Annotated in this window: 21 protein-coding genes; 8 read left to right on the top strand and 13 right to left on the bottom strand. The window is 58.0% G+C overall.

The window, feature by feature from the left end:
• Positions 1 to 64: 64 nt before the first annotated feature.
• Complete coding sequence (locus KYK14_RS00615; RefSeq protein WP_343217040.1) at positions 65 to 847, bottom strand: DeoR/GlpR family DNA-binding transcription regulator; 783 nt, start codon at positions 845 to 847, stop codon at positions 65 to 67.
• A gap of 253 nt (positions 848 to 1,100) precedes the next feature.
• Here KYK14_RS00615 and KYK14_RS00610 point away from each other — a divergent pair, with 253 nt between their 5' ends.
• From KYK14_RS00610 to KYK14_RS00600, 3 genes are all read left to right on the top strand, one after another.
• Positions 1,101 to 2,720, top strand: coding sequence for a glycerol-3-phosphate dehydrogenase/oxidase (locus tag KYK14_RS00610; RefSeq protein ID WP_219156088.1), 1,620 nt, complete (start codon positions 1,101 to 1,103; stop codon positions 2,718 to 2,720).
• Positions 2,721 to 2,923: 203 nt separating this feature from the next.
• Positions 2,924 to 4,462, top strand: coding sequence for a glycerol kinase GlpK (gene glpK, locus KYK14_RS00605; RefSeq protein ID WP_219156091.1), 1,539 nt, complete (start codon positions 2,924 to 2,926; stop codon positions 4,460 to 4,462).
• Positions 4,459 to 5,187, top strand: coding sequence for an MIP/aquaporin family protein (locus tag KYK14_RS00600; protein WP_219156093.1), 729 nt, complete (start codon positions 4,459 to 4,461; stop codon positions 5,185 to 5,187). The genes glpK and KYK14_RS00600 overlap by 4 nt, the downstream gene beginning before the upstream one ends.
• Before the next feature lie 269 nt (positions 5,188 to 5,456).
• Here KYK14_RS00600 and KYK14_RS00595 read toward each other — a convergent pair whose 3' ends face one another.
• From KYK14_RS00595 to KYK14_RS00580, 4 genes are all read right to left on the bottom strand, one after another.
• The gene (locus tag KYK14_RS00595; RefSeq protein ID WP_219156095.1) at positions 5,457 to 6,392 is read right to left on the bottom strand and encodes an alpha/beta fold hydrolase; all 936 of its coding nucleotides are present in this window, start codon (positions 6,390 to 6,392) and stop codon (positions 5,457 to 5,459) included.
• A 4-nt stretch (positions 6,393 to 6,396) separates the two neighbouring features.
• The gene (locus KYK14_RS00590) at positions 6,397 to 7,281 is read right to left on the bottom strand and encodes an NmrA family NAD(P)-binding protein (protein WP_219156097.1); all 885 of its coding nucleotides are present in this window, start codon (positions 7,279 to 7,281) and stop codon (positions 6,397 to 6,399) included.
• A 133-nt stretch (positions 7,282 to 7,414) separates the two neighbouring features.
• Positions 7,415 to 8,293 carry a helix-turn-helix transcriptional regulator gene (locus KYK14_RS00585; protein WP_219156099.1) on the bottom strand — a complete coding sequence of 293 codons (879 nt, stop codon included), beginning with the start codon at positions 8,291 to 8,293 and terminating at the stop codon, positions 7,415 to 7,417.
• A 136-nt stretch (positions 8,294 to 8,429) separates the two neighbouring features.
• On the bottom strand, positions 8,430 to 9,065 hold the full coding sequence (locus KYK14_RS00580) for a hypothetical protein (protein ID WP_219156101.1): 636 nt from the start codon (positions 9,063 to 9,065) through the stop codon (positions 8,430 to 8,432).
• A gap of 88 nt (positions 9,066 to 9,153) precedes the next feature.
• Here KYK14_RS00580 and KYK14_RS00575 point away from each other — a divergent pair, with 88 nt between their 5' ends.
• Positions 9,154 to 10,035, top strand: a complete 882-nt coding sequence (locus KYK14_RS00575) for a hypothetical protein (protein ID WP_219156103.1) — start codon at positions 9,154 to 9,156, stop codon at positions 10,033 to 10,035.
• Positions 10,036 to 10,039: 4 nt separating this feature from the next.
• Here the strand turns inward: KYK14_RS00575 and mnmE are convergent, their stop codons facing one another.
• The 4 genes from mnmE to KYK14_RS00555 form a co-directional block, all read right to left on the bottom strand.
• Positions 10,040 to 11,431, bottom strand: a complete 1,392-nt coding sequence (gene mnmE, locus KYK14_RS00570; RefSeq protein ID WP_219156105.1) for a tRNA uridine-5-carboxymethylaminomethyl(34) synthesis GTPase MnmE — start codon at positions 11,429 to 11,431, stop codon at positions 10,040 to 10,042.
• A 103-nt stretch (positions 11,432 to 11,534) separates the two neighbouring features.
• Positions 11,535 to 12,194, bottom strand: coding sequence for a metal-dependent transcriptional regulator (locus KYK14_RS00565; protein WP_185283586.1), 660 nt, complete (start codon positions 12,192 to 12,194; stop codon positions 11,535 to 11,537).
• 230 nt (positions 12,195 to 12,424) lie between these two features.
• Positions 12,425 to 13,426 carry a 3-oxoacyl-ACP synthase III family protein gene (locus tag KYK14_RS00560; protein ID WP_243900142.1) on the bottom strand — a complete coding sequence of 334 codons (1,002 nt, stop codon included), beginning with the start codon at positions 13,424 to 13,426 and terminating at the stop codon, positions 12,425 to 12,427.
• A gap of 111 nt (positions 13,427 to 13,537) precedes the next feature.
• The gene (locus KYK14_RS00555; RefSeq protein ID WP_219156107.1) at positions 13,538 to 14,680 is read right to left on the bottom strand and encodes a glycosyltransferase; all 1,143 of its coding nucleotides are present in this window, start codon (positions 14,678 to 14,680) and stop codon (positions 13,538 to 13,540) included.
• 172 nt (positions 14,681 to 14,852) lie between these two features.
• On the opposite strand from KYK14_RS00555, the gene KYK14_RS00550 reads away from it, so the two are divergent.
• On the top strand, positions 14,853 to 16,361 hold the full coding sequence (locus KYK14_RS00550) for a M28 family peptidase (protein WP_246601617.1): 1,509 nt from the start codon (positions 14,853 to 14,855) through the stop codon (positions 16,359 to 16,361).
• A gap of 105 nt (positions 16,362 to 16,466) precedes the next feature.
• Positions 16,467 to 17,297 (top strand): 2,3,4,5-tetrahydropyridine-2,6-dicarboxylate N-succinyltransferase, encoded by an 831-nt coding sequence (locus KYK14_RS00545; RefSeq protein WP_219156109.1) that lies wholly within the window; start codon positions 16,467 to 16,469, stop codon positions 17,295 to 17,297.
• 165 nt (positions 17,298 to 17,462) lie between these two features.
• On the opposite strand, the gene msrA is transcribed toward KYK14_RS00545, so the two are convergent.
• Together msrA and KYK14_RS00535 are read right to left on the bottom strand one after the other, a co-directional pair.
• The gene (msrA, locus tag KYK14_RS00540) at positions 17,463 to 18,011 is read right to left on the bottom strand and encodes a peptide-methionine (S)-S-oxide reductase MsrA (RefSeq protein ID WP_185284245.1); all 549 of its coding nucleotides are present in this window, start codon (positions 18,009 to 18,011) and stop codon (positions 17,463 to 17,465) included.
• 318 nt (positions 18,012 to 18,329) lie between these two features.
• A complete protein-coding gene (locus tag KYK14_RS00535; RefSeq protein WP_185283589.1) occupies positions 18,330 to 19,220 on the bottom strand; it encodes a 3-hydroxyacyl-CoA dehydrogenase family protein in 891 nt (296 codons plus the stop codon).
• A gap of 356 nt (positions 19,221 to 19,576) precedes the next feature.
• Between KYK14_RS00535 and KYK14_RS00530 the strand changes: the two genes are divergently transcribed.
• The gene (locus tag KYK14_RS00530) at positions 19,577 to 19,732 is read left to right on the top strand and encodes a lmo0937 family membrane protein (RefSeq protein WP_185283590.1); all 156 of its coding nucleotides are present in this window, start codon (positions 19,577 to 19,579) and stop codon (positions 19,730 to 19,732) included.
• Positions 19,733 to 19,824: 92 nt separating this feature from the next.
• On the opposite strand, the gene KYK14_RS00525 is transcribed toward KYK14_RS00530, so the two are convergent.
• Both KYK14_RS00525 and KYK14_RS00520 read right to left on the bottom strand, forming a co-directional pair.
• Complete coding sequence (locus tag KYK14_RS00525; RefSeq protein WP_185283591.1) at positions 19,825 to 20,691, bottom strand: hypothetical protein; 867 nt, start codon at positions 20,689 to 20,691, stop codon at positions 19,825 to 19,827.
• A 17-nt stretch (positions 20,692 to 20,708) separates the two neighbouring features.
• Complete coding sequence (locus KYK14_RS00520) at positions 20,709 to 22,331, bottom strand: ABC-F family ATP-binding cassette domain-containing protein (RefSeq protein ID WP_185283592.1); 1,623 nt, start codon at positions 22,329 to 22,331, stop codon at positions 20,709 to 20,711.
• A 297-nt stretch (positions 22,332 to 22,628) separates the two neighbouring features.
• Here KYK14_RS00520 and KYK14_RS00515 point away from each other — a divergent pair, with 297 nt between their 5' ends.
• Positions 22,629 to 23,099 carry a DUF4199 domain-containing protein gene (locus KYK14_RS00515; RefSeq protein WP_185283593.1) on the top strand — a complete coding sequence of 157 codons (471 nt, stop codon included), beginning with the start codon at positions 22,629 to 22,631 and terminating at the stop codon, positions 23,097 to 23,099.
• The last annotated feature ends 48 nt before the right edge of the window (positions 23,100 to 23,147 follow it).

Here is a 23,147-nt window from a genome sequence, read left to right as displayed (position 1 = left end):
GGCTACCCTCGTCAGGGCTTGAAGCCCTGACGAGGGTATTTCGTTCGGGTTGCTTTTGGGATGTCTATACCACAGTCAGCAGGATGCCTTGCTCTTCCAGCCGTTTGGCATCGTGGTGAGAGATACCAGCGTCGGTAATGATGCGGTGCACCTGGTCGAGGCCACAGATACGGCCGAAGCCGCGGCGGCCGAACTTCGAGGAGTCGGCCAGCACAATGGTTTCCTGCGCCGCCCGAATCATCTGCTGGTTCAGGCGGGCCTCGCCCATGTTGGTGGTAGTCAGGCCAAAATCCAGGTCGATACCGTCGATGCCTAGGAAGAGCTTGCTGCACGAAGTATCGGCTAGCACCTGCTCGGCGTACGGTCCCGTCACCGACGATGAACTGTGCCGTAGGTAGCCGCCAAGCTGCAACACCTCTATTTCGGGGTGGCGCAACAGCTCCATGCCCACGTTCAGGGCCGAGGTAATAACGGTGAGCGGCAACTGGGCGGGTAGGGCGCGGGCCAGCGCCAGCATGGTGGTGCCCGAGGCAATAATAACCGACTCCTGCGCCTCAATGAGACGGGCAGCGGCCGACACAATGACCGTTTTCTCGGTCACGTTCAGCAACTCCTTCTCGTTCACAGGCCGGTCCTTGATATACGGACTCTCCAGAGCCGCGCCGCCGTGGGTACGAAACAGCAATCCTTTTTCTTCAAGTAGTTTCAGATCCTTACGGATTGTCACGGCCGACACATTTAGCACCTCACACAGCGCGGGTACTTCTACGTGCTTATGCTCCTGCAACTGCTGCAAAATGAGCTGGTGCCTTTTCATGCTGGGGTTCATCAGAGTAAATGTATCCAATTTTTCGTGGAGCTGTCTTCTTTTATACTCTTTCTAGCTGTTGTGTTTCGGTTACAATGAGATAGTAGGAAGATGAGCAATAAGTTTACGGTATCGCTTCGGGATGAATATTCGTATTAAGTAATTGATAAATAGGGTAGTATGATGTGACTACCTGTAATCAATAAAGCTGTTGCGTTATTTTGTTTCGTTTGTAAGTTTCGTTTTGTTATTTTTATATTGATATTGAAAATTAAAGTAACAAAACGAAAATATGGGCAAGCAAGTAACCGAGCGTAGTTTCCAGCGGGAGACCCTCATTCAGCAGTTGACCAGCCAGCCCACCTGGGACCTGATTGTGATTGGAGGCGGTGCTACGGGCTTAGGCGTAGCGCTTGACGGCATTAGCCGGGGCTACAAAACCTTGCTACTCGAACAAGTAGACTATGCCAAGGGCACTAGCAGCCGCAGCACGAAGCTGGTACACGGCGGCGTGCGCTACCTAGCGCAAGGCGATATTGGCCTGGTGCGTGAGGCCCTCTACGAGCGAGGGCTGCTGCTGAAAAATGCCCCTCACTTGGTCAAAAATCAGGATTTTATCATTCCCAACTACGAGTGGTGGGGTGGGGCCTTCTACACCATCGGCCTGACGATGTACGACCTGCTGGCCGGGAAGCTGAGCCTGGGCGCTTCCAAGTATCTCAATAAAAAAGAAACCGTCCGGCGCCTGGGCAACATCAAAACCGACGGCCTGAGAGGCGGCGTGCTCTACCACGATGGGCAGTTTGACGATGCCCGCCTAGCCGTGAATTTGGCGCAAACGGCCATTGAGCAAGGCGGCACGCTGCTCAACCATTTCGAGGTGCGCAACCTGCTGAAAGACGCGCAGGGCAAAGTAGCCGGGGTAGTAGCCGCCGACCAGGAAACGGGGCGCGTGTACGAGCTAACGGCCAAAGCCGTGGTGAATGCCACCGGCATCTTTGTCGATGAAATCCTGCAAATGGACCAGCCCGGCGCCAAAAAGCTGGTGCGTCCCAGCCAGGGCGTGCACATCGTGCTCGACAAGTCGTTCCTGCCCGGCAATGACGCCATCATGATTCCGAAGACCGACGACGGCCGCGTGCTGTTTGCCGTGCCGTGGCACGAGCGTGTGGTGCTGGGCACCACCGATACGCCCCTAAACGAGTACAGCCAGGAGCCCCAGGCGCTGGAAGAGGAAATCGACTTCATTCTGCGTACTGCCGCCCGCTACCTGGCGCGCCCGCCCAAACGGAGCGATGCCCTGAGCGTTTTTGCCGGCCTGCGGCCCCTGGCAGCCCCACAAGATGGCTCGGAGAAGACCAAGGAAATCTCCCGCAGCCACAAGATTCTGGTGTCCGATGCCGTCCTCATTACCATCACGGGTGGCAAGTGGACCACCTACCGCCGCATGGGCCAGGATACGGTGGATAAGGCTATTGCCCTAGGCAAGCTGCCAAAAGCAAAAAGCCAGACGGCGCACATGCCCATCCACGGTGCCCTGGCTACCACCGACCGCAGCAACCACCTCTACGTGTATGGCTCCGACCAACCCGCTTTGCAGCAGCTGATTGCCACCGAGCCGAGTCTGGGCGAAAAGCTAGACCCTACCCTGGAATTCTTGAAGGCCGAAGTGGTGTGGGCCGCTCGCTACGAGCTGGCGCGCACCGTGGAAGACGTACTGGCGCGCCGTGTACGGGTGTTGTTTCTGGATGCGCAGGCCGCTATCAGAATGGCGCCGGAAGTGGCTGCCCTGCTGGCCCGCGAGCTGGGGCACGACGCCCGCTGGGAACAGGAGCAGGTAGCTGCTTTTGGCAAGGTAGCGCAGCATTATGTGCTGCAAAGCCAGCCGCGGCCTGTGGCTGAAGAATCCTGAGTATCCATTTTTCGGTTCGTCATGCTGAGCTTGTCGAAGCATCTCGCGTGCTGATGTGGGATATTATCTGTCGTCAGCACGCGAGATGCTTCGACAAGCTCAGCATGACGCCCTATCGGTGTAGTTGGCTGTCGTCTCTATCTTATTAGACGTGTTAAAACCCGCAATTTTCCGCAACTTCCTGCCATCCAATAAATTCCCCTATGCAGCAATACATTCTCTCACTCGACCAAGGCACAACCAGCTCCCGCGCTATTCTTTTCGACCAGAAAGGTCACATTGTGTCGCAGGCGCAGAAGGAGTTCACGCAGATCTTTCCGAAGCCGGGCTGGGTGGAGCACGACCCGTTGGAAATCTGGTCGACGCAGGCGGGCGTGGCGGCGGAGGCTACCGTGAAGGCAGGGCAGAATGGCAAGAGCATCGCGGCACTCGGCATCACCAACCAGCGCGAAACGGTGGTGGTCTGGAACCGCAAAACCGGCAAGCCGGTTTACAACGCCATTGTATGGCAAGACCGGCGCACGGCTGCCTACTGCGATGAACTGCGCGCGGAGGGTAGGGAAGACCTGATTCGCTCGAAAACCGGTTTATTGCTGGATGCCTATTTCTCGGCCAGCAAAGTGGGCTGGATTCTCGATAACGTGAAGGGCGCCCGTAAAAAGGCGGAGGCCGGCAAGCTAGCCTTCGGTACGGTGGATAGCTGGCTGATCTGGAACTTCACCCAAGGTGAACTGCACGTCACGGACGTTACCAACGCCTCGCGCACCATGTTGTTCAACATCCACTCCCTGGCCTGGGACGACGAGCTGCTGGCGCTGTTCGATATTCCGCGCAGCATGTTGCCCGAGGTGCGGCAGTCGAGCGAGGTGTACGGCGAAACCAAGACCACCATTTTTGCCTCTAAGATTCCCATTGCTGGCATTGCCGGCGACCAGCAGGCCGCGCTGTTTGGGCAGTTGTGCACCGCGCCGGGCATGGTGAAAAGCACCTACGGCACCGGCTGCTTCATGCTAATGAACATCGGTACGGAGCCCAAGGCGTCGCAAAACAACCTACTCACTACGGTGGCCTGGCAAATAAACGGGCAGGTGCAGTATGCGCTGGAGGGTAGTATTTTCATTGCCGGCGCCGTGGTGCAATGGCTGCGCGACAACCTGGGCATCATCAAAACCTCAGCTGAGGTAGAGCAACTGGCCCGCCAAGTGAGTAGCACCGATGGCGTGTATTTCGTGCCGGCATTTGCCGGGCTGGGCGCGCCCTACTGGGACCCCTACGCACGGGGCGTCATCTTCGGAATGAGCCGGGCCACGAAGGCGGCACACGTAGCCCGCGCCGCTGTGGAGGCCATTGCCTACCAGACAATGGATGTGCTACAAGCCATGCAGGCCGATGCGGAGCTGCCCATTACTGCGCTGCGCGTAGATGGCGGCGCCACCAGCAACGAGCTACTCATGCAGTTTCTGGCCGATGTGCTGAACACAAGCGTAGTGCGCCCCCGCATGGCCGAAACCACCGCCCTGGGCGCCGCCTACCTGGCCGGGCTGGCCGTGGGGTACTGGCAAAGCGTAGAGGAGATAAAAGCGTTGGGGCAGGCCGATACTTCGTATACGCCCAAGCCCAACCGCGCTACCATTGAGGACGGTATTGCCAACTGGAACCGGGCCGTGCAGGCCCTGCAAGTGTGGTCGGAGGGCGCGCATCCCGTGAAAACAGAGGCCACACCAGAAACCACCGCCAAATGAGCCCTTTCGTAGCAGAGTTTGTGGGAACCGCTGTGCTGCTTCTACTCGGCAATGGGGCAGTGGCCAACGTGGTGCTGAACGACACGAAAGGCCACAACAGCGGCTGGATAGTTATTAGCACGGCCTGGGCCCTGGCGGTATTTGTAGGGGTAGTGATTGCCGGCCCCAGCAGCGGTGCCCACCTGAACCCCGCCGTGACGCTGGGCTTGGCCGTAGCTGGTAAGTTTGGCTGGTCGCAGGTGCTGCCCTACGTCGGGGCACAGTTGGCAGGCGCCTTTGTGGGTAACACGTTGGTATGGGTGATGTACAAAGACCACTTCGACCGTACGCCCGACCCGCTGGCCAAGCTGGCGGTGTTTGCCACTGGCCCGGCCATTCGCAACCACGTCAGCAACCTGTGCAGCGAAATCCTAGGTACATTGGTGCTGGTGCTCACCATCTTCTACATTGTAGGTGGTGAAATCACGCCTACCCATACGCCCATTGGGTTGGGCTCGGTAGGGGCATTGCCGGTGGCGCTGCTGGTGTGGGTAGTGGGGCTGGGCCTGGGCGGTACTACGGGCTACGCCATCAACCCGGCCCGCGACCTGGGACCCCGCATCGCGCACGCCCTGCTACCCATCAAGGGCAAAGGCTCTAGCGAGTGGTCCTATGCCTGGATTCCGGTGGTAGGGCCATTCATCGGAGCGGTGCTGGCTGCTGTGCTGTATGGGTGGCTGGGGTAGGTGGTAAGGTATTTGGCTATTGGAAATGGTGTAGAGACGCATACTTGCGTCTCGTCGTTGAACGTCTGTCGCCTAAACCGTTCAACGACGAGACGCAAGTATGCGTCTCTACACCATTTCCAATAGCGCTTTTGCTAATTCAAGCAGTTTGTTTGGCGGTGCGGCTCCGGCTTGCCGCTAGCGCGGCAATGGAGGCGCAGCCTCCACGTCTTAGCGGGCACGAGTTACGCTGCGCTAAACTCGCGCCAGTAGTAAAAGATCCAAAGATCTTAACCAGCGTGTTTCAGGAAGCGTAACACGGCGTCTACTACCTGCGCTGGCTTTTCCTCATACATGTAGTGGCCGCTGTCCAGAATGCCCACCACTTCCACGTTTTCGGCCATGTATGGTAAGCTCATTTGCAAGTAGTTGAATGATACGTTGCTGCCGATACCCAGCACCGGCATCGTGAGGCGCTCGTAGGTGTTGGCGTCGGCAATATCCTGGTTTAGCGCCTGGTACCAGGCATTGGCAGCCCGAATGTTTTCGGGCTGGTTATACACGGCCGCATACACCTCCCGATCAAAGGCCGACATTTGCCGCTCGTCCAACATCACGTAGCGGAAAAGGTAGTCTAGCAGGTAGTGGAAACGTCCGGCCAGAAGCTGTTCGGGCAGCTCTTTCACCTGGTTGAAGGCCATCCACCAAACGTAGGGCTGCTGCCCATCCATTTTATCGTTGAAAGCGCCGGGAGCCGGTAGCAGCGGCATCTGCCGCATGCCTTCGCTGGGATGGGCGCCATCGGCCAGAATAAGTTTTTCCGTTGCCTGCGGGTAGTTAAAGCCGAAGCTGCTGGCAACCATGCCGCCGATATCGTGGCCGAGTAGGGAGGCTTTTTCTATGTTCAGGTGGCGCAGGAGAGCGTAGATATCCTGCGCCATCGTCTTTTTGTCGTAGCCGGTGGCAGGCTTCCCGGAGCTGCCCATGCCGCGAATGTCCACGATGATGACCCGGTAGTGTTGGGCTAGCTCGGCGGCAATGGGGTGGTAGGAGTACCAGGTTTGCGGCCAGCCCGGCAGGCAGATAAGGGCCGGACCACTGCCACCCTCCACATAATGAAGCCGCACCCCGTTCACGGTTGCGTAGTGGTTGGTAAAGCCGGGCAAGCGCTGAATCAGTGCCTCGTCGGAGTAAGCACCTAGGGTAGAAGAGGTGTCAGGTTGCATAAAATCAGTTCGTTAAGAAGGTAAGGGGAGAGGTCCAGGTGAGGTCTGGATAGCGGGCGTTGTCGAGGAGGTGGTTCTGCACACTGAACATGCTGAGCAGGTACTGCATTTGCTGCCAGTCGGCGTATAGCTGCTGCTCGCCGGCGGGGTTGGCCGCCCGCACGTGCTGAATGGCCGCAGCTAAATCAGCCCGAGAGCCTAGCTGTGTTAGGGTGAAATTTCCCCGACCGGCCTGCTGGGCGAGGGTAACCAGCTCGCGGGGGCTGGGCTGAAAGCTGGCGATGCGCAGAAAACGGGGCGTAGTGGGATCCAGCGCGGCGGCGGCTGTGAAAGCGGCCGTGTCATCCATCGTCGTAAAGTCGATGTGCCAGTCGGCATCTTCCCAATAGCCAACCTGCTGCTGCCGAAAGTCGAACAGGGGAATGTTGTAGGTCAGTACTTCAGCGAAGGCCCCGTTGAGGATAGACGTAGCGGCGATAGGGGCTTGGTCGAGGCGGCTCTGAAACTCGCGCCGCAGATCAAAATTGCGGTTCGCGCCGGGAGCCTGCTGGGTGTAGTCGCTGCAAAAATCAGAGGGAATGAAACGAGGCACGTCGGCTGCTACGGCTGCCTGAAGCAGCTGGGTTTGCGCTTCCACAATGACTTCTCGCAAACCCGCCAGCACCGACACCACGCAGTCGGCCCCAGTGCAGGCTTGGGTGAGGGTAGGGAGGTCCGCAAAGTCGACGCGGCGCACCTCGATGCCCTGCTGGGTTAGGCTGTCAACTTTGGTGGAATTGGTTTCGGGGCGCACCAGCACCCGCACATGTGCACCACGCTGCTGCAGGGCATTTACAATACGGCTGCCAAGGTTACCCGTCGCGCCGGCCACTACAAGTAGAGGATTCATAGAAAGAGGGAAGAGGAAGAAACAGCCGCTTTGCCGCGGCCACTTTAACTACCCCAAAGGTCCTCAACCCTCTCTCGGCCCAACGCCTGATTCTTGCGCTTTACTTACACATTCTTGCGCTTGTGCGGCTAGCCTAGCCCTGCTGAAACGCACGCGGACTCTGACCCGTGGCCCGCTTAAAGGCAGCCGCAAAATGCGCCGGCGAGGCAAAGCCCAGCGCGTCGCCAATAGCCGCCACGGGCAGCTCGCCGGCCCGCAGCAGGGCGCGGGCTTGTCGGATTTTCCAATCCAGCACGTACTGGTAGGGCGAGCGGCCAGTGGTGTGCTTGAAGCGGCGGGCGAAGTGAAAGACACTCAAATTGGCTAAGTCAGCCAGCGCTTCCAGCGTGATGGGTATCTCCGCGTGCGCCTCCAGATACGCGTCTATGCGCGTCAGAACTGCCGTGGGTAGGCGGCCCTGGGTCTGCCCCGGTAGGCGACGCTCAAAGGTAGCGTGGTGCTCAATCAAATGGTAGGAGAGGGCCGTGACCAACGACTCAGCATAAAGCTGACCCAGGGTATGCGCCCGCCCAGCCGCCGCAAGCAACTGCTGGCCTACTTGCGCCAATAGTCCGTCCTCGCTGCGAAACCGCTCGCGCAAAGCGAAGTACGCGAGGTCCAAATCGCGGCGGGCGCGTGTTTCCAGAGCCTGCGCATCCAAGTGCACATGAATGATGTCCGCGGGGCCATCCCACCCAAACGGACCATACTCTCCCTGTGGGTATAGACCGACATCTCCCCGACGAAACTGGTCAGCCTCCACATGCGCGCCAGTGCGCCTGCTGGCTACTACCGGCTGCTCCCCCTGGTGCACGAGTAGGAGGTGTTGCTCGTGGTAGTGCGCGGGTAGGGTCATTGCGTCCAGCTGATAGCGCTCAAGCCGCACCCCCGGCCAGTCCAGCGCCTGAGTGGTTGTCAGGGCCGGACGGTCGTATAGCTCGGAGGTGTAGACATGGGTAGTGAAGGCCGCCATAAGGAGCAAGGTATACCGTGAAACAGGTAGATAGCAAAGCTGTTTAACAGGTCATTTTAGATCATTCTGACCATTACGATTCAGCAAACGGACGCCAGATCAAGCTGACAGTTAGAGACCTAAACAGCTTTAGTGCCTACCTAAAGTTGTAGGGGTAGCCGATGCCTTGTAGGTCTGCCTCTAGCTCGGCCCAGTCTTCTAGTTCGCTGTTGATAGCTAGAGCCGTGTCTTTTGTGAGTGATTCATGACGATAAATGGCCGCTACGGCGTCAGCAGCAATGGGCTGCCGGTCGGTTTCGTCGAGGTAGTACTCGGTGGCCCACTCGGTGTAGGTAGCAGGTTGTTGGTCGAAGATGAATAATAGCTCCTCGGAGCCATCGTCTTCGTTTTCTACTACGCCGGTTTGCCAGCCGTGCGCAGGCGTGTACCACAGGCAAAACGTGGTGCCAATAGAGTTGACCGGCTCCCCAAACATGAACTCATCAAACGCATCGGGTAGGCCGCGGGTCACCTGTGCTTTGTCGGGTTGGTCGTAGTCGGCAAGGAAACCGTTGATGACGCAGCCTTCCGGTCGGAATAGCACCAGCATCTGGTCGCCTTCGCCATCAGCCATTTCAAATAACTCCTCACTTTCATCCCACGCCGGGTTGTAGGTGTAATACCGATACTCAGGCTCCGGAGCATTAACGGCATCCAGCACCGCCAGCGACTGGCACAAGCGGCGTAGAGCGTCTATATCAGGTAGGGCAGTTGGATTTAGGGTAGAAAGCATAGGTAGGCGGAATGCGTGATAAAAGGGTCAACGGAAAGCGGCAGGATGAGGCTGGGTAGGTTATCTTGGCGGCTCACCTCGTTTTCAAATGCAAGTATACTCTTATTGGGCACGCGCCACCCTCGATTGTGCCGATGCGGTGGGTTTGCCCTACCACCTCACGGCATACGCCGGCAGCGACGACAGTGATGCAGCGGCTAAACAGGCCGTTGGGCAGCTCCTGCATACGCGCCATGCCCGTCTGCTGGCCAACCAGGCGCTGGCCGAATACCCTACGGGTAGCGCTCCGCTCCGGGAAGAGCTGATACAGCGCCTACACAGCAAGCAGGGCGAATTAGTAGGAGCCCTCACGCGCAACCACTACGGAAGCATCGTGCTGAATACGCTGGCCGTTATGTTTCTGGATATAGATGCAGTAGACCTACGGGAGCGAATTTATCCAACACCGCCACCACTCAGCGTAGCCGAGTTTTTTCGACGGCTTTTCAGTCCGCCGCCAGCCCCAGTATACCGCGACTTGGATGAGTCGCTGCAACTGCGCCTCACGGCTTGGCTGCACCAGCACCCCGACTGGAATTTTCGGGTGTACCGCACCCGGTTGGGGTTCCGGCTGTTGGTCACCCATCAGCTCCTGACTCCTGACACTGCCGCCGCACAAGCCGTCTTCACCGCGTTCCGCACCGATGCTACGTACGTGCGCCTGTGTCAGAAACAGCATTGCTACCGTGCCCGGCTTAGTCCGAAGCCTTGGCGCGTGGGGTGGCAGCGTCCCCGGTTGGTGTTCCCCTACGACACGCCCGCGCAGCAGCAAGAGCAACGAGAATGGGAACAGGAGTACGCAGACCGCAGCGCTGTTTACTCCGTGTGTGAGTGGGTAGGTGAATATGGAAGCGGCCAGGTGTGCCCAGACGCCGCACAAGTGATTGAACTACACGACGCCGCTTGCCTTGGAAAAGGCAAACTGGCGTAGGCCACTACTTCCCGATACAAAACTGCGTGAAGATGCTGGTCAGCAGGTCGTCGTTGGAAATCTCACCGGTGATTTCGCCCAGCGCAGCTAGGGCCTGGCGCAGGTCGGCGGCAACCAGCTCGGTACCGGCGCCGGTGGCAAGGCCTACCAGCACCGCATCAAGGGCCACGATGGTGGCTTCGAGGCTGCGGGCGTGGCGCAGGTTGGTGACGATGGTGCTGCTGCCGGTGCGGTCGAGGCCGGCGCCGCGGACGTGCTCGAGCAAAGCCGTTTGGAGCTCGTCGAGACCGTCGCCGCGGGAGGCGGCAATAAGCACGGTATCGGGACGGGCGCTGAAGGTGCTGATTTCGTCGTCGGAAGCCACGTCGAGCTTGTTGCCCACGGCCACTACCGGCACGCCGGTGGGTAGGCGCAGGTCCTCAATCTCTGCTTCAAGTTGCGCGGGTGAAGTGCTCGTAATATCAAATAGATACAACACAACGGCCGCTTGCAATACGCGCTGGCGAGTGCGCTCTACCCCAATGGATTCCACCACGTCGGTGGTGTCGCGCAGGCCGGCCGTATCCACAAAGCGGAAGCGGATGCCGTCGATGCTTACCTCATCCTCAATCAGGTCGCGAGTGGTACCGGCAATGGCCGATACGATGGCGCGCTCCTCGTGCAGTAGGGCATTCAGGAGGGTAGACTTGCCCGCGTTGGGACGGCCGGCAATAACGGTGGTTACGCCGTTTTTGATGACGTTGCCTAGCTCAAACGAGCGCAGCAGCTTGCGCACCAGCGTCTGCACTTCCTGGCTCAATGCCACCAAACCGGTGCGGTCGGCAAATTCTACGTCCTCTTCGCCAAAGTCCAGCTCCAGTTCCAGCAACGAGGCAAACTGCACCAGCCGCGCCCGCAAGTCGCGCAGCTCACGCGAGAAGCCGCCGCGCATCTGCTGCATAGCTACCTGGTGCGACAAGGCTGAGTCGGCCGCAATGAGGTCAGCCACGGCTTCGGCCTGGGCCAGATCGAGGGCACCACGCAGAAAAGCCCGCTTGGTGAACTCGCCGGGCTCGGCTAGCCGGGCGCCGCAGCGCACCAGCAGCATCAGCAACTGCTGCACAATGTAGTTGGAGCCGTGGCAGCTGATTTCCACCACATCCTCGCGGGTGTAGGAGCGCGGTCCTCGAAACAACGACACCACCACCTCGTCAATAATTCTACCCTCGTCGCGGATGGTGCCATAGTGCATCGTGTGGCCGCGCTGGTCGGACAGCTGATGGCCGTGAAACACTAGGTCCGTAATGCCAATGGCCGACGGACCAGAGAGGCGCAGCACCGCAATGGCGCCCGCGCCCGGCGGCGTCGACAGGGCAATGATGGTATCAGAAAGGGTAGGGGGAAGGAAAGCAGCCACGGAGAAAAATCTAAGCTAATTCGGTCGTAAAAATACGTATGTTACCCTAACACGGATTGTGGAGGCAGCGTGCCGCCAGACAGGGTAGAAGGGGGCACTGCCCCTACTGCGTCACCATCAGATTGCGGCTTACTTCCGCCGAAATCAATGCTTTTTGCTGTTGGTTAACCCTGATTTCAAGCGAATTATCAAAGTCTACCTTATCCAGTACTTCAAGCTGCGCGCCCAGGCTCAGGCCTACCTTATCTAGGTAACGCAGGAAAGCAGGTGAGGTGTCTTTCACGGCTACCACGGTGCCGTGCTCGCCGGGTGTGAGGTCGGCTACTAGGCGGCTGCGGGGGCGCTGCACGGCGCCATCCTCGCTCGGAATCGGGTCGCCGTGGGGGTCGAGTTGGGGGAAGCCCAAGAATTCGTCGAGCCGGCGCAGCAGCAAGGGCGACTGCAAATGTTCCATTTCCTCGGCTACCTCGTGCACCTCGTCCCAGTTGAAGCCCAGCGTTTGGACTAGAAACACTTCCCACAGCCGGTGCCGCCGAATAGTGAGCAAGGCCACCTGCCTACCCTCGCGGGTGAGGGTAGCCCCCCGGTAGCGCTGGTAATCCAGCAACCCTTTCTCCCCGAGGCGGCGCAGCATGTCTGTCACCGAGGCCGCCCGCGTTTGCAACGCCTCCGCAATGCGGTTGGTGCTGACCTCCACACCGGGCTCGGCTTCAGAGAGTTTGTAGATGGCCTTTAGGTAATTTTCCTCGGTGAAGCTAGGCAAGGGGAAATGGTGAAATTGTGGGATAGTGAAAAGGTGAGTTTTCGTTCTGTCATTATAGGCTGTCTGTTAGCTTAAACCCGTCCCTCTGTCATCCTGAGCTTGCGAAGTACCTTATGGCAATTGAACGAGTCGTTGTTACGAATATCGTTCACGCGTGAGAAGGTCCTTCGCTCCTCTCAGGATGACAGAGGGTACGGTTCGAGATGACAGCCAAGCTAACAGGTGATGATTTACCACTTAATCAGAGCCGATGCCCAGGTGAAGCCGGAGCCGAAGGCAGCCAGGCAAACCAAATCGCCGCGCTTTACTTTGCCTTCTTGTACGGCTTCGCTCAGCGCAATTGGAATAGAAGCGGCGGTAGTATTACCGTAACGCTGAATGTTGCTGAAGATTTTATCGTCCGATAAACCCATTTTCTGCTGCACGTACTGCGTAATGCGCAGGTTGGCTTGGTGCGGGATCAGCATATCGATGTCCTGAGGCTGCATGCCATTCTGGTCCAGTGCTTCCTTGATGACCTGCGGAAAGCGCACTACAGCGTGCTTGAACACGTTCTGGCCGTTCATGTAGGGGTACATATCGGGCTCATGGGCAATGGCGTAATCTACGCGGCCTTCGCGGTTCGAGCCGGGCTCTTTCACAATCAGCTCCTCGGCGTGCTCGCCCTGGGAGTGCAGGTGGGTGCTCAGGATGCCGTGGCCTTCCTGGGTGCTGGGACGCAGTACCACGGCGCCAGCGCCATCGCCAAAAATAACGGATACAGCCCGCCCACGCGTCGATTTATCGAGGCCCGAGGAGTGAATTTCGGAGCCTACCACCAGTACCGTATCATACATGCCGGTCTTGATGAACTGATCAGCCATGGAAAGCGAGTAGATGAAGCCCGAACACTGGTTGCGCACGTCGAACGCCGGGGTAGCTTCTTTCATACCCAGCTCGCGCTGCAACAGCACCCCCGAGCCAGGGAAAAAGTAGTCGGGAGAGAGGGTAGCAAACACGATGAGCTGCACATCGTCGGGGGTGAGGCCGGCGGCTTCTAGAGCCCGGCGGGCGGCTTTGGCGCCCATGTTGGCGGTGGTGTCTACGCCTTCCGTAAACCAGCGCCGCTCCTTGATGCCCGTGCGCTCCTGAATCCAGGCATCGGTGGTTTCCATGAGCTGTTCAATGTCGGCATTGGTCACCACACGCTCGGGTACATAGTGACCGACGCCGGCAATTTCAGAATAACGCAGAGTAGACATAGGGGGAGAGAGTTTGGGTGGGCAGCGAAACAAAGAAAACAGGTGGTCGAAGGTAAAAAAAACGCCGACCCTATTATGCAAACGGGTCGCGAAGGTCGGTAGTTACCGGATAGCATCTACTACGGACCACAATTTTGCCGCTTCCGAAGCCCAGAATACATCCGTAGGAATGCCATGAGGGTAGAAACGAGTTGCCCGCAGATCGGCTGCTAAAGCGGTTGCGTTGGGCTGCGCGAAATCTGCGCAGGGTAGGGCCGCCGTGTATGCCTGCGTTGCGGCCAGCCACAGCGCATTGTAGGGTAGCAGCATGGGGAGGCCGTGGGCAGCGTACTCAAACAGTTTAGTGGGCACGCAACGCCAGCTACTCGGGTGAGGCTGGTAGGGCAACAGTCCCAGGTGGCTACGCTGGATGACCCGAACCACCTCGCGGTGCGGCACGAGCTGGTCGCCGCCAAGCAGCGTCAATGCCTCGGGGGCCGCCGTCACGGCTTGTTGCAGGCGGCGCAGCACCTCCGGCTGCTGGCAAAAGCCGATGATGGTGAGGCGGGCCGTGGGCCATACCTGCCTGAATGCGTGCGTGAAGGCAATGGCGTCGAACACGCCATTCAGCTCCGAAATGGTGCCGGAGTACAGCAGTTCCAGCGGTGCCGGGAGCATGGGTAGGGCGTGCGGCGCGGCAGAAGCAGGCTCGTTGGGTGGCGGCTGGTACTTGTTTTCCAGAATAACCGAGTTGTTGAGTGTGGCAAAGGGTAGCTCCTCGGCGTAGCTGCGTTCGGCCAGCACCAGGGCAGCGGCCCGCCGTGTCGCTGCCGTTTCGATGCGGCGCACCAACTTGGCCAGCAGCTGCCGCAGTACATGCGGGTAGACCTGCTGGGTCAGGATGTTGAGGGCGTAGTTTTCCCGCACATCATATATAAAATGACGCTCCCTACCCTGGCTGCACCATAGCCGCGTGAGCGGGAGCAGCTCTGGCGCGTGCACGAATACCAACTGTGGTCGTAGCTGACGCAACAATTGCCAGTAGCGCCACTGCGCGGCTAGGCGCTGCCAACTCAGGCGCGAGCCGGCCAGCAGCTCGTGGGTGTGCAGGTTAGTTGGCGCACCGGGTGGGTGCGGAGCGCGGCGGCCGGCTACGTGCACCTGTATCCCGAGCCGCTCAGCCAGCGTACGGCCAAACTTCCCGAACATACGGGTGTCGTCGAGGGGCTTAAGGACGGAGGCAAGTAGGATCGTAGTAGGCGGCATCGTTGGGGCCAAAGATGCCGGTTTTAGGGCGGGTTTGAAAGGGTAAGCGTATTTGTCATTCTGAGCGTAGCGAGGAGTCTGAATCCGTAGTTCAGACAATCCCTAGCCTGACAAACTGGTTTCTTTTCTCTATCATAGCCTTCCGCATCTATTTATCTATTCTCTCCTCCGCATGAACATCACGCACAAAGCTGCCATGAGCTGCCTGCTGCTAGGCCTCACGCTCACGGCCCCACACGCTGCCACAGCCCAGAAAAAAGTCCGTCAATTGACCACCAAAGCTCCCAAAGCCGAAGCCGCCATCCGCGAAGCCGACATCAAGCGCGACCTGTATGTGCTGGCCGACGACAAGTACCGGGGTAGGGAAGGCGGCACCCTCGACGAGCTACGCGCCTCTGCCTGGATAGCCGAGCAAATACGCGCCATTGGCCTAGAGCCGGCCGGCGACGACGGTACATATTTCCAGTTTTTTCAGCTCCAGCGCACCCGCCTCACGTCCGCCAGCACGCTCCGCATCGGCTCTCACCAGCTCCGGCCCAACCACGATGCCGTGATTGTAGCACCTACCAACGCCAGCATCACGGCCCCATTAGTCTTTGTGGGTACGGCCACGCCGGCCGAGGTAGGGAAGGTAGACGTGAAGGGCAAAGCCGTGGCCTTGCAGATTTCCGGGGCGCCCACCGATGGCATCAGCTACCGGCGCTACCTGTTTGCCAAACTGCGCGACCAGGCCGCCGAGCTAACCAAGGCAGGTGCCGTGGCCGTGGTATTTGTGTCTGATGAGAAGGCTCAGGCTATTTACGACCACTGGAGCCACATCTTCGAGCGGGGCCGCTACGGTCTGCCCGGCGACGCCAACGTGAAGGTGCCAGCCGACCAAACGCCTGTGGTGTGGCTGCCCGCCAATGCCCTAGGCTGGGTGCAGCAAGCCGGCCAGCAGTTCAGCACCGAGCTGAAAGTGGAAACTTTCGCCTACCCCTCGGTGAACATTGTGGCCAAGATGCCCGGCACCGATGCGCAACTGAAAAAGGAATACGTGCTCTTCAGCACCCACCAAGACCACGACGGCGCCCGCGCCCCCGTAGCCGGCGACTCCATCTACAACGGCGCCGACGACAACGCTACCGGCTGCGCGGCGTTGCTGGCTATCATGCGGGCCTTCAAGCAGCAGCCCGCCCGTCGCTCGGCCTTGTTTGTGTACCACGGCGCCGAGGAGCGGGGTTTGCTGGGCTCGCGCTACTACTCGGCTAATCCTACCGTGCCGCAGGAGTCGATTGTGGCCGTGCTGAACGCCGAGATGATGGGCCGCAACGACCCCGATAGTGCCGCCCTGCTAGGCTCTACGCCGCCCCACCGCAACTCTCAAGACCTGGTGGATATAGCCCTGGCCGCCAACCAGGCTGGGCCCAAGTTCAAGCTCGATACTGAGTGGGACAAAGCCACCCACCCCGAGGGCTGGTACTTCCGCTCCGACCACCTGCCCTACGCCCGCTTGGGCATTCCGGCCGTGATGTACACCTCCCTGCTGCACATCGACTACCACACGCCCAAAGACGAAGCCAGCCGTATCGACTACCCCAAGCTCACTAAAATGACGCAGTGGATGTACCTCACCGGCTGGCAGGTAGCCAACCGCGACCAGCGCCCGGCGCGGGAAGCAGGCTTTAAACTGGAGCGGTAGGGAACGGGTAGGAAACCCGCAGCCCGAATGTTTTCCGGTCGGGCATTGGGAACATAACCACCGCCGGCGCTAGTTTTGCCGCTCATTCCGTTTTCAAAAATTGATATGAATACTTCCGAACTGCAAACTATCATTGAAGCCGCCTGGGCCGACCGCAGCCTGTTGCAGCAAGCTGCCACCACCGACGCCATTCACGCTGTGATCGAAGAGCTGGACAAGGGCCGTCTGCGCGTGGCGCAGCCCATCGAAGGCAAAGACGGCGAGTGGCAGGTAAACGACTGGGTGAAGAAGTCCGTTATCCTGTACTTCCCCATTCAGCAGATGGAAACCATCGAGCTGACGCCCTTCGAGTACCGCGATAAAATGCGCCTCAAGACCGATTATGCCGGCCAAGGCGTGCGCGTGGTACCGCCCGCTACGGCCCGCTACGGCGCCTACCTGGCTCCCGGCGTTATTCTGATGCCCAGCTACACCAACATCGGTGCGTGGGTAGGCGAGGGCACCATGGTGGATACCTGGGCCACGGTAGGCTCGTGCGCGCAAATTGGCGCGGGCGTGCACCTGAGCGGCGGCGTGGGCATTGGCGGTGTGCTAGAACCCGTGCAAGCCGCTCCGGTAATTGTGGAAGACGGTGCCTTCATCGGCTCGCGTAGCATTCTGGTAGAAGGCTGCCACATCGGCAAAGAAGCCGTTATCGGCGCAGGCGTTACCATCACCGGCAGCACCAAAATCATCGACGTAACGGGCTCTGAGCCTAAGGAGTACAAAGGCATGGTACCGGCTCGTTCGGTGGTCATTCCTGGTTCCTACACCAAGCAGTTCCCCGCTGGCGAGTACCAGGTGCCTTGCGCCCTCATCATCGGCCAGCGCAAGCCCAGCACGGACTTGAAAACGTCGTTGAACGACGCTTTGCGCGAGCACAACGTGGCCGTCTGAACCACGGATTCGCTCAGATGTTGAGGATTATCTGGATTTCGTGTACGACCACAAGCAACCGAACCAAAACAAAAAGAGCTTGCCATTTGGCAAGCTCTTTTTGTTTTATACTGATCCACAAAATCCGCGTAATCCTTAACATCCGAGCGAATCCGTGGTTCAGACCTACTTAGTTGCCGAAGCGGTTTTCTTCAGCTTATCGCCAAATACGGCTTTCACCTTGTCTACTTTCGGTTTCACTACAAACTGGCAATAAGGCTGGGTGCCGTTCAGGTTATAGTAGTCCTGGTGATAGTTTTCGGCCTTGTAGAAGGTAGGCGCAGCGCTAATTTCCGTTACCACGGGGTTGGGGAAAGCGTGAGCGTCGTTGAGCTTCTTCTTATACTCCTCAGCTAGTTGCTTTTGCTCGTCGTTGTGGTAGTACACCACCGAGCGGTACTGCGTGCCCACGTCGTTGCCCTGGCGGTTGAGGGTAGTAGGATCGTGGGTTTTCCAGAATATTTCCAGCAACTCCTTGAAGCTGATTTTGCCGGGGTCGTAGGTGATGTTGATGACTTCAGCGTGGCCTGTCAGGCCCGAGCATACTTCCTTATAGGTAGGGTTGGCGATGCGCCCGCCGGCATAGCCCGATTCCACTTTTTCCACACCTTCGAGGTCCTGAAAAACGGCCTCGGTGCACCAGAAGCAGCCGGCGCCAAATGTTGCTAATTCCATTTTCTTGGTTGTCTTGGTAGAGGGTTTAACCGCTTTGCTTTGGGCGAGGCTGCCGTAGCAGAAGCTCAACAGCAGGAGCGCGGTAGTAAGCAGCTTGATCATACGATAGAAAGGAAATTTCAGGTAAAAAAGTTTAACTACACGGCCCAGAAGCTATATTGGGCTCATTTTATGCAGCTTAAAAATAGCCCGGCCCGCCGTCGACTATGTATACGTCGGCGGCGGGCCGGGCAGATTTACCGGGGTTGTAATTTTGGGGGCGGGCGCCACTACCGCCTACCCTATAAATTTTTGAACAGGGTAGGCGGCACGACCGAGCTACTTGCGAAAACGCTCGGCTACTACCAGCTCCTTGGTGCCATGGCTCCACGTGTAGAAGCCTTCGCCCGATTTCACGCCGAGTCGGCCGGCCATTACCATATTCACCAGTAGGGGGCAGGGCGCGTATTTGGGGTTGCCCAGGCCGTCGTGCAGTACCCGCAGAATGGCCAGGCACACGTCCAACCCGATAAAGTCGGCGAGTTGCAGCGGGCCCATGGGGTGAGCCATGCCCAGCTTCATCACCGTATCGATTTCCTCTACGCCAGCCACGCCCTCAAACAGCGAATAGATGGCCTCGTTGATCATCGGCATCAGAATGCGGTTGGCTACAAAGCCGGGGTAGTCGTTCACCTCCGTGGGCGTTTTCTCCAACTGGCGCGCAAGGTCCATCACCTGCGCCGTCACCTCGTCGGAGGTAGCGTAGCCCCGAATCACCTCTACCAGCTTCATCACCGGCACGGGGTTCATAAAGTGCATGCCAATCACCTGCTGGGGGCGCTGGGTGGCGGCCGCAATTTTGGTGATGGAAATCGACGAAGTATTGCTGGCCAGAATGGCCTCGGCGGGCGCGTGCTGGTCTAGGTCGCGGAAGATTTGCAGCTTCAGGGCCTCGTTTTCGGTGGCGGCTTCCACTACCAGCTGGGCGTTGCGCACGCCGTCGGGTAGGGACGTAAAGGTGGTGATGCGCCCGAGCGTATCGGTTTTATCGGTCTCGGCGAGGGTGCCTTTGGCTACTTGGCGGTCGAGGTTTTTGCCAATGGTGCCCAGCGCCTTGTCTAGTGCGGGCTGGTTGATATCAATCAGATGAACTGAAAATCCGTGCTGGGCAAAAACGTGGGCAATGCCGTTGCCCATCGTGCCCGAGCCAATAACGGCAACTTGCAACATAGTGTGAGAAGTGGGTGGGAAAAATGAGGTGAGCCAAGTAAGTCAAGCAGTTGCCCATCAGAGCAGTAATTGCTGTAAGGGCTGAGTGAGCCGGCCTCCTTTGCCCGCTAAATTACGGGAAATACCGGTCCACCTTGTAGTAGGGAGGTAGCAGGCATGGTAGGGGCGAACAAGCAGCCAAAAAATAGTAGTTGCACTCTCGCAATAAAAAATTTTCTTTTCAGCATATATCCTTCCAGGGAAAGTACCCGTACAAGACCACAAGCACCTGTTTTACTCTTGCTACCAATCAGGAACAGACAGATTGCCTAGTGTTTCTCTCTCCCTTCATTCATCCCTAACTTAACTCCACCACCATGGGAAATCTGTTGTATATCATCGCCGTTGTTTTGGTCATCATTTGGGCCATTAGCTTCTTCGGAGGTTTCGTAAGCGGTAGCATCATTCACGTGCTGCTGGTTATTGCCATCATTGCTGTATTGCTGCGTCTGATCCGCGGCAGCTCTGTGTAGCATTTGCGCACAAGCTGCTCGTCTGAAAACACAAAAAGGCCGCTCCCGATATCGGGAGCGGCCTTTTTGTGTTTGCTCGGCATCGGGAAAGACTATTTTCCGATGTCGAACAGGAAGTTGAATCGGATTTCGGGCTGCCCGTAGGGAGAGTTGCGATACCCGCCACTATCAAGGCCATCATTGAAGTTGTATAATATCACAATGTCCGCCGCAAAACGGTCGCCAAGCTGGGTGCGGTAGCCAGCACCGCCCAACAAGGTATTGGCTACCTGATGCCCTTTGCTGATTCTGCCATTTGAATCAGTAGCTGTTGCATTTAGCTGGGTTACCTCGTATTCACCATGCAGAAAGAATTGCTTGTACACGATGAACTGTGCAAACCCTTTCACTCCGACGTTGTGGTAGTGAATCTTAGCGGGGTAGCCATTCACAGACTGTGTTAGGGCCGAATAGTTGGCACTAATGTAACTATAGCTGATACCCGGCCCAATGGCAAAGCGTTCTGACACCCGGTAGCCAATAGCGGGAGCAACCCCAATATTAAATTGACCATCTCCATAGAAACTGCTGTAACCCAACCCAAAGTTGCTGTATACAAAATAGCGCCGCAAAGGCTTGGGCTGCTCGCTGGCCCGGCTACCCGGCGGGAACTCCAACCCCGACGGACTGTTGGGGTTCGGCCGGTATACGGGCGCGCCGGGCTGGTCGGCTGGCACGCCCGGCTGCGGCGTGGGCGTAGCCGGGGTAGGGGCCGGCGTGGTTACCTCGTAGCCGCGGGCTGGCGCGGGAGTAGGGGCTGGCGCCTGCCGCGCGGGCGCACCGGGCGGGGCTGTGTTCAGCTGGGGCTTGGCCTGCTGCGTGCGGGTGGTATCGGGGGTGGGGGTAGTCTGGGCCTGGGAAAGGGTAGGAGCCAAACCGGCCCCTACCACCACGCCCAGCACGAGCAAAAGCTTTTTCATACGGAGCCTAAACGTTATTACGATACAAGTTGGTACATGCGCTTGCGCTGCGCCTTCAAATGGTCGTCAGCCAGGTATTCCTCGTAGCTCATGCGCCGGTCCAAGATGCCGTCGGGCGTGAGCTCGATGATGCGATTGGCGATGGTGTCGATGAACTGCAAGTCGTGGGAAGTGAACAGCAGCGTGCCCGAAAAGTCGCGCAGGGAGTTGTTCAGAGCCTGAATGCTTTCCAGGTCCAGGTGGTTCGTGGGGTCGTCGAGCACCAGCACGTTGCCGGCTTCCATCATCATCTTGGAGAGCATGCAGCGCACTTTCTCGCCCCCGCTTAGCACGTTGGATTTCTTCTGCGACTCCTCGCCCGAGAACAGCATGCGGCCCAAGAACCCGCGTATAAACGACTCGTCTTTTTCCGTGGAATACTGCCGCAGCCAATCCACTAGGTTCAGGTCGGTGTCGAAGAACTCGGTGTTTTCCTTGGGGAAGTAGCTGGGCGTGATGGTGGTGCCCCAGTTGAATTTGCCCTTATCGGCTTTCACCTGCTCGAACAGAATATCAAACAGCAGCGAAGCCGCCCGGTCGTCGCGGCTCACAATGGCTACCTTATCGCCCTTGTCGAGCGTAAAGGACACGTTGCGGAAAATAGAGCGGCCGTCTATCGAGGCCGCCAGGTCTTCCGTCGTCAGCAGCTGGTTGCCTGCCTCGCGTTCCGATTTGAAGGCGATATAAGGATACTTGCGCGACGAAGGCTTGATTTCTTCCAGCGTCAGCTTTTGCAGCAGCTTCTGGCGCGAAGTAGCCTGTTTGGATTTGGAAGCGTTGGCCGAGAAGCGGCGCACAAATTCTTCCAGCTCCTTGCGCTTGTCCTCCGTCTTCTTGTTCACCTCCTGGCGCTGACGCAAGGCCAACTGGCTGCTCTCGTACCAGAACGAGTAGTTGCCGGGGTACATGGTGATTTTCGAGAAGTCCAGGTCGGCCATATAGTTACACACGGCGTCCAGGAAGTGGCGGTCGTGGCTCACTACGATTACTGTGTTCTGGAAGGAATCGAGGAAGTTCTCCAGCCACAGCACGGTTTCGGCGTCGAGGCCGTTGGTGGGTTCGTCCAGCAGCAGCACGTCGGGGTTGCCGAAAAGGGCCTGGGCCAGCAGCACGCGCACCTTATCGGAGGTGCCCAGGTCGCCCATCAGGGTTTGGTGCTTGTCTTCCGAAATGCCTAGGCCGGAGAGCAGCTCAGCGGCTTCGTACTCAGCGTTCCAGCCTTCCAGGTCGGCAAACTCGCCTTCCAGCTCGGCGGCCCGCTCGCCGTCGGCGTCCGAGAAGTCGGCCTTGGCGTAGATGGCGTCTTTTTCTTCCATCACCTTCCACAGGCGCGTGTGACCCATAATCACGGTCTGGAGCACCGGAAAAGCATCGGCCGCAAACTGGTCCTGCTTCAGCACCGAGAGGCGGGCGCCCTTGGGCATATCCACCGAGCCGGTATTGGGCTCAATCTCACCCGACAGGATTTTTAGGAAGGTAGACTTGCCCGCACCGTTGGCCCCAATGAGGCCATACACGTTGCCGGGCATAAACTTGATGGTGACATCTTCAAACAGCACGCGCTTGCCGTAGCGCAGGCTCACGTTGGAGGTACTAATCATGCAGTAGTAGAAAACGAAGTAACAATGTGAAGGTGCGCCGGGCACCGCAACGACCCGCGAAAATACGCAAATTGACCGGGAGGCTTCTATAACCCGTGGCAACGTCTCGGGGCTAACATCTATAAAATGCTGGGCTAGCTACTAAAAAAGGCAGCTGGGCACAACATCCAATTGACAATTAAAGTATAAAAAGACCGATTGTGGCCCGTATGCCCGGCGTTTGGTCAACAGCCAACCCTAGGTAGCAGTTCCGCACACCTACCTCTTCCTTTTCAACTCTCTCTTCGACCTACCCTCATGAGTGACACTCGCCTAACATCCGAAAAAAATGGCCTCCGCTACGGCATCTACACCACAGGCGCCATGATTATCTATTTCCTCGTTGCTTCTTTGTTTGATCTTACAGACCGCATCGAGTTCAGTTTTCTAAACGGCATTATCATGTCTATTGGCGTAACCCTGGCTATCCGCCACTTTAAGTATGCCAAGGACGACCACATGGCCTACCTGCAAGGTCTTGGTACAGGCATTATCACAGGTGCAGTAGCCGGTGTGCTATTTGGCCTGTTCTTCGTTATCTACGCTACTATTAATCCGGCCCTGATGGACCAGATTTCCGCCCGCGACCTGTTTGGATATGACCTGTCGGTGGTTATTGCTTTCTTAGCCATTGTATTGCAAAGTTTCATGGGAGCCAGCATTGTGGCACTTATTGCAATGCAATATTATAAGAGCCCCGATCATAAGCCCATTGAAGAAGTAGAGTAAGCTAATTGCTCACTATTTCTAGGACTACATGCAGGCCAGCTTCTTACG

Source organism: Hymenobacter profundi, from assembly GCF_019334315.1.
Taxonomy (GTDB): Bacteria; Bacteroidota; Bacteroidia; order Cytophagales; family Hymenobacteraceae; genus Hymenobacter; species Hymenobacter profundi.
This window is presented reverse-complemented; position numbering and strand designations above follow the sequence as displayed.

Bases quoted from the DNA above. Each gene is read 5' to 3' on its own strand.
- KYK14_RS00610 (WP_219156088.1), top strand. From the start codon at position 1,101: ATGGGCAAGCAAGTAACCGAGCGTAGTTTCCAGCGGGAGACCCTCATT.
- glpK (WP_219156091.1), top strand. From the start codon at position 2,924: ATGCAGCAATACATTCTCTCACTCGACCAAGGCACAACCAGCTCCCGC.
- KYK14_RS00600 (WP_219156093.1), top strand. From the start codon at position 4,459: ATGAGCCCTTTCGTAGCAGAGTTTGTGGGAACCGCTGTGCTGCTTCTA.
- KYK14_RS00595 (WP_219156095.1), bottom strand. From the start codon at position 6,392: ATGCAACCTGACACCTCTTCTACCCTAGGTGCTTACTCCGACGAGGCA.
- KYK14_RS00590 (WP_219156097.1), bottom strand. From the start codon at position 7,281: ATGAATCCTCTACTTGTAGTGGCCGGCGCGACGGGTAACCTTGGCAGC.
- KYK14_RS00585 (WP_219156099.1), bottom strand. From the start codon at position 8,293: ATGGCGGCCTTCACTACCCATGTCTACACCTCCGAGCTATACGACCGT.
- KYK14_RS00580 (WP_219156101.1), bottom strand. From the start codon at position 9,065: ATGCTTTCTACCCTAAATCCAACTGCCCTACCTGATATAGACGCTCTA.
- KYK14_RS00575 (WP_219156103.1), top strand. From the start codon at position 9,154: ATGCAAGTATACTCTTATTGGGCACGCGCCACCCTCGATTGTGCCGAT.
- KYK14_RS00555 (WP_219156107.1), bottom strand. From the start codon at position 14,680: ATGCCGCCTACTACGATCCTACTTGCCTCCGTCCTTAAGCCCCTCGAC.
- KYK14_RS00550 (WP_246601617.1), top strand. From the start codon at position 14,853: ATGAACATCACGCACAAAGCTGCCATGAGCTGCCTGCTGCTAGGCCTC.
- KYK14_RS00545 (WP_219156109.1), top strand. From the start codon at position 16,467: ATGAATACTTCCGAACTGCAAACTATCATTGAAGCCGCCTGGGCCGAC.
- msrA (WP_185284245.1), bottom strand. From the start codon at position 18,011: ATGGAATTAGCAACATTTGGCGCCGGCTGCTTCTGGTGCACCGAGGCC.
- KYK14_RS00535 (WP_185283589.1), bottom strand. From the start codon at position 19,220: ATGTTGCAAGTTGCCGTTATTGGCTCGGGCACGATGGGCAACGGCATT.
- KYK14_RS00530 (WP_185283590.1), top strand. From the start codon at position 19,577: ATGGGAAATCTGTTGTATATCATCGCCGTTGTTTTGGTCATCATTTGG.
- KYK14_RS00525 (WP_185283591.1), bottom strand. From the start codon at position 20,691: ATGAAAAAGCTTTTGCTCGTGCTGGGCGTGGTGGTAGGGGCCGGTTTG.
- KYK14_RS00520 (WP_185283592.1), bottom strand. From the start codon at position 22,331: ATGATTAGTACCTCCAACGTGAGCCTGCGCTACGGCAAGCGCGTGCTG.
- KYK14_RS00515 (WP_185283593.1), top strand. From the start codon at position 22,629: ATGAGTGACACTCGCCTAACATCCGAAAAAAATGGCCTCCGCTACGGC.